The sequence below is a fragment of the Brevibacterium sp. genome, from assembly GCF_022712115.1.
In the GTDB taxonomy this organism is placed as follows: domain Bacteria; phylum Actinomycetota; class Actinomycetes; order Actinomycetales; family Brevibacteriaceae; genus Brevibacterium; species Brevibacterium salitolerans.
Genome location: NZ_JALAHB010000237.1, coordinates 1 through 5852 on the forward strand (window position 1 = coordinate 1; position 5852 = coordinate 5852).

6 protein-coding genes are annotated in these 5852 nt (G+C 72.9%); all 6 read left to right on the forward strand.

All coding sequences use genetic code 11. The annotated features are described in order from the left end of the window. Window positions 1–2849, forward strand: a 2849-nt coding sequence (gene carB, locus Q0A33_RS14110; protein ID WP_291798111.1) for a carbamoyl-phosphate synthase large subunit, incomplete at its 5' end; no start/stop codon positions are given. Continuing rightward, complete coding sequence (gene pyrF, locus Q0A33_RS14115) at window positions 2846–3700, forward strand: orotidine-5'-phosphate decarboxylase (protein WP_291798114.1); 855 nt, start codon at window positions 2846–2848, stop codon at window positions 3698–3700. The genes carB and pyrF, both read left to right, overlap by 4 nt. A 55-nt stretch (window positions 3701–3755) precedes the next feature. Beyond that, window positions 3756–4073, forward strand: a complete 318-nt coding sequence (gene mihF, locus Q0A33_RS14120) for an integration host factor, actinobacterial type (protein WP_291798117.1) — start codon at window positions 3756–3758, stop codon at window positions 4071–4073. Window positions 4074–4102: 29 nt separating this feature from the next. Then, window positions 4103–4678 carry a guanylate kinase gene (gene gmk / locus Q0A33_RS14125; RefSeq protein WP_291798120.1) on the forward strand — a complete coding sequence of 192 codons (576 nt, stop codon included), beginning with the start codon at window positions 4103–4105 and terminating at the stop codon, window positions 4676–4678. Further along, window positions 4675–5058, forward strand: a complete 384-nt coding sequence (gene rpoZ, locus Q0A33_RS14130) for a DNA-directed RNA polymerase subunit omega (RefSeq protein ID WP_291798123.1) — start codon at window positions 4675–4677, stop codon at window positions 5056–5058. Before gmk ends, rpoZ begins: the two co-directional genes overlap by 4 nt. After that, window positions 5055–5852: bifunctional phosphopantothenoylcysteine decarboxylase/phosphopantothenate--cysteine ligase CoaBC (gene coaBC / locus Q0A33_RS14135; protein WP_291798126.1), on the forward strand; the 798-nt coding region annotated here is incomplete at its 3' end. The genes rpoZ and coaBC, both read left to right, overlap by 4 nt.

Consider the following 5852-nt stretch of genomic DNA (forward strand, 5'->3'; position numbering starts at 1 on the left):
AGGCGCGCGCCGCCGCGGCCGCGCGCGGCTACCCCAGGGTCGTGCGGCCCTCCTTCCCGCTGGGCGGGCTGGGCTCCGGCATGGCCTACGACGAGGAGGGCCTGCGCCGGATCGCCGGCGACGGCCTCCACGACTCGCTCACCACCGAGGTGCTCCTCGAGGAGTCCATCCTCGGCTGGAAGGAGTACGAGCTCGAGCTCATGCGCGACCGCAACGACAACGTCGTGGTCATCTGCTCGATCGAGAACTTCGACCCCGTCGGCGTCCACACCGGGGACTCCATCACGGTGGCCCCGGCGCTCACCCTCACGGACCGCGAGTACCAGCGGATGCGCGACATCGGCATCGACGTCATCCGCGAGGTGGGCGTGGAGACCGGCGGCTGCAACATCCAGTACGCCGTGAACCCGGCCGACGGGCGCATCGTCGTCATCGAGATGAACCCGCGCGTCTCGCGCTCGTCCGCACTCGCGTCGAAGGCCACCGGCTTCCCCATCGCCAAGATCGCCGCGAAGCTCGCGGTGGGCTACACGCTCGACGAGATCCCCAACGACATCACGAAGGTCACCCCGGCCTCGTTCGAGCCGGCGCTGGACTACGTCGTCGTGAAGATCCCGCGCTTCGCGTTCGAGAAGTTCCCGGCCGCGGACCCCACGCTCACCACCACCATGAAGAGCGTGGGCGAGGTCATGGCGCTGGGCCGCTCGTTCGGCTCCGCACTGCTCAAGGCGATGCGCTCGCTCGAACAGTCCGGCAGCGAGTTCGACTTCTCCGCGCGCGTGGACCTCTCCGAGCCGGGTGTGCGGGAGGAGCTGCGTGCGTCGCTGGCGCACCCCACGGTGGAACGCATCCACTCGGTGCGGCTCGCGCTGGCGTCCGGGATGAGCGTCGAGGAGGTCTTCGAGGCGTCCTGGATCGACCCCTGGTACCTCGAGCAGATCCTCGAGCTGCAGGACGTCGCGGACGCCGTCGCCGCGGCCCCCGCGCTCACGGCGGAGCTGCTGCGCGAGGCGAAGGAGACCGGCCTCTCGGACGCGCAGATCGCCCGCCTGCGGCACCTCGACGAGTCCGTGGTCCGCGGCGTGCGCCACGCGCTCGGTCTGCACCCCGTGTACAAGACCGTCGACACCTGCGCCGGTGAGTTCGAGGCGAAGACCCCGTACCACTACTCGAGCTACGAGGAGGAGACCGAGGTCTTGCCGCGTGAGCGGGAGGCGGTGCTCATCCTGGGCTCGGGGCCCAACCGGATCGGCCAGGGCATCGAGTTCGACTACTCCTGCGTCCATGCGACGCTGGCCCTGCGTGAGGCCGGCTACGAGACCGTCATGGTCAACTGCAACCCGGAGACGGTCTCGACGGACTACGACACGGCCGACCGCCTCTACTTCGAGCCGCTCACCTTCGAGGACGTCTACGCCGTGTACCAGGCGGAGCTCGCCGCGGGTCCCGTCGCCGGCGTCGTGTGCACGCTCGGCGGGCAGACCCCGTTGGGCCTGGCCGCGGACCTCAAGGCCGCGGGCGTGCCGGTGCTGGGGACGCAGCCGGAGGCCATCGACCTCGCCGAGGACCGCCGGGAGTTCGGCACCGTCCTCGCCGAGGCCGGCCTCCAGGCCCCGCAGCACGGCACCGCGATCACCGCGGAGGAGGCCGTGGAGATCGCGGAGGGGATCGGCTACCCCGTGCTCGTGCGCCCCTCCTACGTCCTGGGCGGGCGCGGCATGCAGATCGTCTACGACCGCGAGCAGCTGCTGAGCTACATGGCGACGGCCACGGAGGTCTCCGCGGACCGTCCGGTGCTCGTCGACCGGTTCCTCGAGGACGCCATCGAGATCGACGTCGACGCGCTCTACGACGGCGAGGACGTCTACATCGGCGGCATCATGGAGCACATCGAGGAGGCCGGCATCCACTCCGGCGACTCGGCCTGCATCCTGCCCCCGCTCACGCTGGGCGAGGCGGTGCTGGAGCAGGTCCGGGCCGCCACCGCGCGGATCGCCGCCGGCACCGGCGTGCGCGGCCTGCTCAACATGCAGTTCGCCGTCTCCGCGGACGTGCTCTACGTCATCGAGGCCAACCCGCGGGCCTCCCGCACGGTGCCCTTCGTCTCGAAGGCGACGGGTGCGCCGCTGGCCAAGGCCGCCGCGCTGCTCGCGGCGGGCCGCTCCATCGCGGACCTGCGCGGCAGCCTGCTGCCGGCCTCCGGCGACGGCTCCCGCCTGCCGCTCACCCACCCCGTCGCGGTGAAGGAGGCCGTGCTGCCCTTCCGCCGCTTCCGCACCGTGGACGGCAAGGCGGTCGACTCCGTGCTCGGACCGGAGATGCGCTCCACCGGTGAGGTGATGGGCATCGCCCCGACCTTCCCGCAGGCCTTCGCGAAGGCGATGCTGGGCGCGGGCACGGCGCTGCCGACCACGGGCGCGGTGTTCGTCTCCGTCGCCGACCGTGACAAGCGGGCGCTCGTGCTCCCCGTCAAGCAACTCGCCGACCGCGGCTTCGAGATCGTCGCGACGGCCGGCACGGCCGGGGTGCTGCAGCGCTACGGCATCGAGGTGCAGACGGTGGCGAAGAACTTCGAGGCGGCCGCCGGCGAGCGGACCGTCATCGACGACATCGTCTCCGGCCGGTTCGGCCTCGTCGTCAACGTGCCCGGCGGCCGCGCCGAGCGCGCCGACGGCTACGAGATGCGCGCCGCGGCCACCTCCTCCGCGGTGCCGCTGCTCACGACCGTGGCGGAGTTCGCGGCCGCGGTCTCGGCCATCGAGTCCATCCGCAGCGGGGACGCGGACGTGCGCTCCCTGCAGGACTGGGCCGTGGACGCGGACTGGGCCCCGGCGGCGAGCGGCGCATGAGCGGCGCACCCGCCCGCCTGCGGACCGCCCTCCTCGGCAGCCCGCTCTGCGTGGGCCTCGACCCGCACCCCGGCGAGCTCGCCTCCTGGGGTCTGCCGGACACGCCGGCGGGCGCCCGCGAGTTCTCCCTGCGTCTGCTGGGGGCCGTGGGCGCCTCCGGCCGGTGCCGGGTGGTGAAGCCGCAGGTCGCGCTCTACGAGCGGTTCGGCTCCCGCGGCTTCGCGGTGCTCGAGGAGGTCCTCGCGGCCGCTCGCGAGGCGGGCCTGTTCGCCATCGCGGACGCCAAGCGCGGGGACATCGGCTCGACCATGGCCGGCTACGCCTCCGCCTGGCTCTCGCACGAGTCGCCGCTGCGGGCGGACGCGGTGACCGTCTCGCCGTACCTCGGGTTCGGCTCGCTCGCTCCGGTCTGCGAGGCGGTGACGGAGTTCGACGGCATGGCGTTCGTCCTCGCGCTCACCTCGAACCCGTCCGGTCCGCAGGTCCAGCACGCCCGCACCGCGGACGGCGGATCCGTCGCCGGGACGGTGGTCGCCGAGGCCGCGGCGGCCAACGCCGTAGCGTCCGCGCCCCGCCTCGGGCTCGTCGTGGGGGCCACGGTGGGCGGGGCCGCACGGGAGCTCGGGATCGGCCTGGCGGACTTCGCCGGACCGATCCTCACCCCCGGCTACGGGGCCCAGGGCGCGAGCGCGGAGGATCTCCGCGCGCTGTTCGGCGAGGCCGGGGCGCAGGGCCGCCTGGCGGTCAACAGCTCGCGCGGGATCAGCGGCCTCGGCCCCTCGGACTCCGCGCTCCGGGAGGGGATCGTCCGCGCGGCGGATGACCTGGCGGCGGCGCTGGGCGTAGACTGAGCGGCAACCGCACAGCTCCACGCTCATCCACCACCTCACCAAGGAGACTGAAGCCGTGGCACTTCCGGATCTGACCCCGCAGGAGAGGGAAGCCGCACTGCACAAGGCGTTCGCGGCCAGGCAGGCGCGCGCCGCAGTGAAGACGGCCCTCAAGAACGGCGAGACCACGCTGTCGGACGTCCTCGCACGTGCGTCCGGCGACGAGGCGCTCGAGAAGATGAAGGTCCACGACCTGCTGAGGTCGATGCCGAAGGTGGGGGACCGGCGCGCCGCCGCCCTCATGGAGGAGTACGGCATCGCCGCCTCCCGGCGGATCAAGGGGCTGGGCGTCCATCAGCGCGCGCGCCTCCTCGAGCACTTCGAGGGCGCGTAGGCGCTTCCGCTTCCCGAGAGACAGGCCGAATGACACGACTGACAGTACTGGCGGGCCCCACCGCCGTGGGCAAGGGGACCGTCAGCTCCTACATCCGCGAGCACTACCCCCAGGTCTGGTTCTCCGTCTCCGCCACCACTCGCGCCCCGCGCCCGGGTGAGGTCGACGGGGTCCACTACCACTTCCTCAGCGAGGAGGAGTTCGACCGGATGGTCGAGTCCGGGAGCCTGCTCGAGTACGCCGTGGTGCACGGCCGCCACCGCTACGGCACGCCGCGCGCCGCCGTGGAGGAGGAGATCGCGCGGGGCGGGTCCCCGCTGCTGGAGATCGACCTGCAGGGGGCCCGGCAGGTGCGGGAGGCGATGCCCGAGGCGCTGTTCGTCTTCCTCGCCCCGCCCAGCTGGGAGGAGCTGGTCCGCCGGCTCGTGGGACGCGGCACGGAGACCGCCCAGGAGCAGGAGCGCAGGCTCGCCTCCGCGAAGGTGGAGCTGGCGGCCGAATCCGAGTTCGACCGCACCGTCGTCAACACCGACGTGAGCACAGCCGCGCGTGAGATAGTAGAATTGATGGGCTTGCAGCCGCAGACAACGAGGGAGAACCCGTGACCAGTACGCCCGAGGGAATCACCAACCCGCCGATCGACGATCTGCTCGACGTCACCGAGTCGAAGTACGAGCTCGTCGTCGAGGGCTCGCGCCGCGCGCGCCAGATCAACGCCTACTACGCCCAGCTCCAGGAGGGGCTGCTGGAGAACGTGGGCCCCCTCGTGACGCCGGAGCCCAACGAGAAGCCCCTCTCCATCGCCTTCCGCGAGATCCACGAGGGCAAGATCATCATGCGGGAGCCCACCGAGGCGGACTTCGCCCCCGTGGAGGAGCCCGTGTTCGCCGACGACTACGGCTTCGCGGACGCGCTGGGCGGCGAGACCCTCGACGCCTTCCCCGCGGCGGAGGACACGGACACCGCGGCCGGCGACTCGATGTGAGGATCGTCCTCGGAGTCGCCGGGGGCATCGCCGCGTACAAGGCGGCGCACGTCCTGCGGGGGCTGAAGGAGCGCGGACACGAGGTGCGGGTCGTCCCCACCCGGGCCGCGCTCCGGTTCGTCGGCGCTCCCACCTGGGAGGCCCTGAGCGGCCAGCCGGTCTCCGTCGACGTGTTCGAGCGCGTCGACGAGGTCGAGCACGTCCGGGTGGGCCACGAGGCCGATCTGGTGGTGCTCGCGCCCGCGACGGCGGACCTGCTGGCCCGGGCGCGCACCGGCATGGCCGACGACATGCTCACCGCGACGCTGCTCACCGCCACGTGCCCGGTGGTGGCCGCCCCCGCCATGCACACGCAGATGTGGGAGCACCCGGCCACGGCGGAGAACGTGGCCGTGCTGCGCTCCCGCGGTTGGACCGTCATCGAGCCCGCCTCCGGCCGGCTCACCGGCGCGGACTCCGGGCCCGGCCGCCTGCCGGAGCCGGAGGAGATCGTCGCGGCCGCACTCGCGGCGGTCGCAGACGCTCCCGCACCGCAGCCGGCAGAGCCCCCGGCCCCACCCGGCCCGCTGTCCGGCCTCATGGTCGCCGTCTCCGCAGGCGGCACCCGCGAACCGCTGGACCCGGTGCGCTTCCTGGGCAACCGCTCCTCCGGCAAGCAGGGCGTCGCACTCGCGGCGGCCGCGGCCGCCGCCGGTGCGGAGGTGGTCCTCGGGAGCGCCAACGTGGACACGGCCGTCCTGTCCGCGCTTCCCGCCGGGGTGCGGGTGGAAGAGGTCGAGACCACCCAGGAGCTG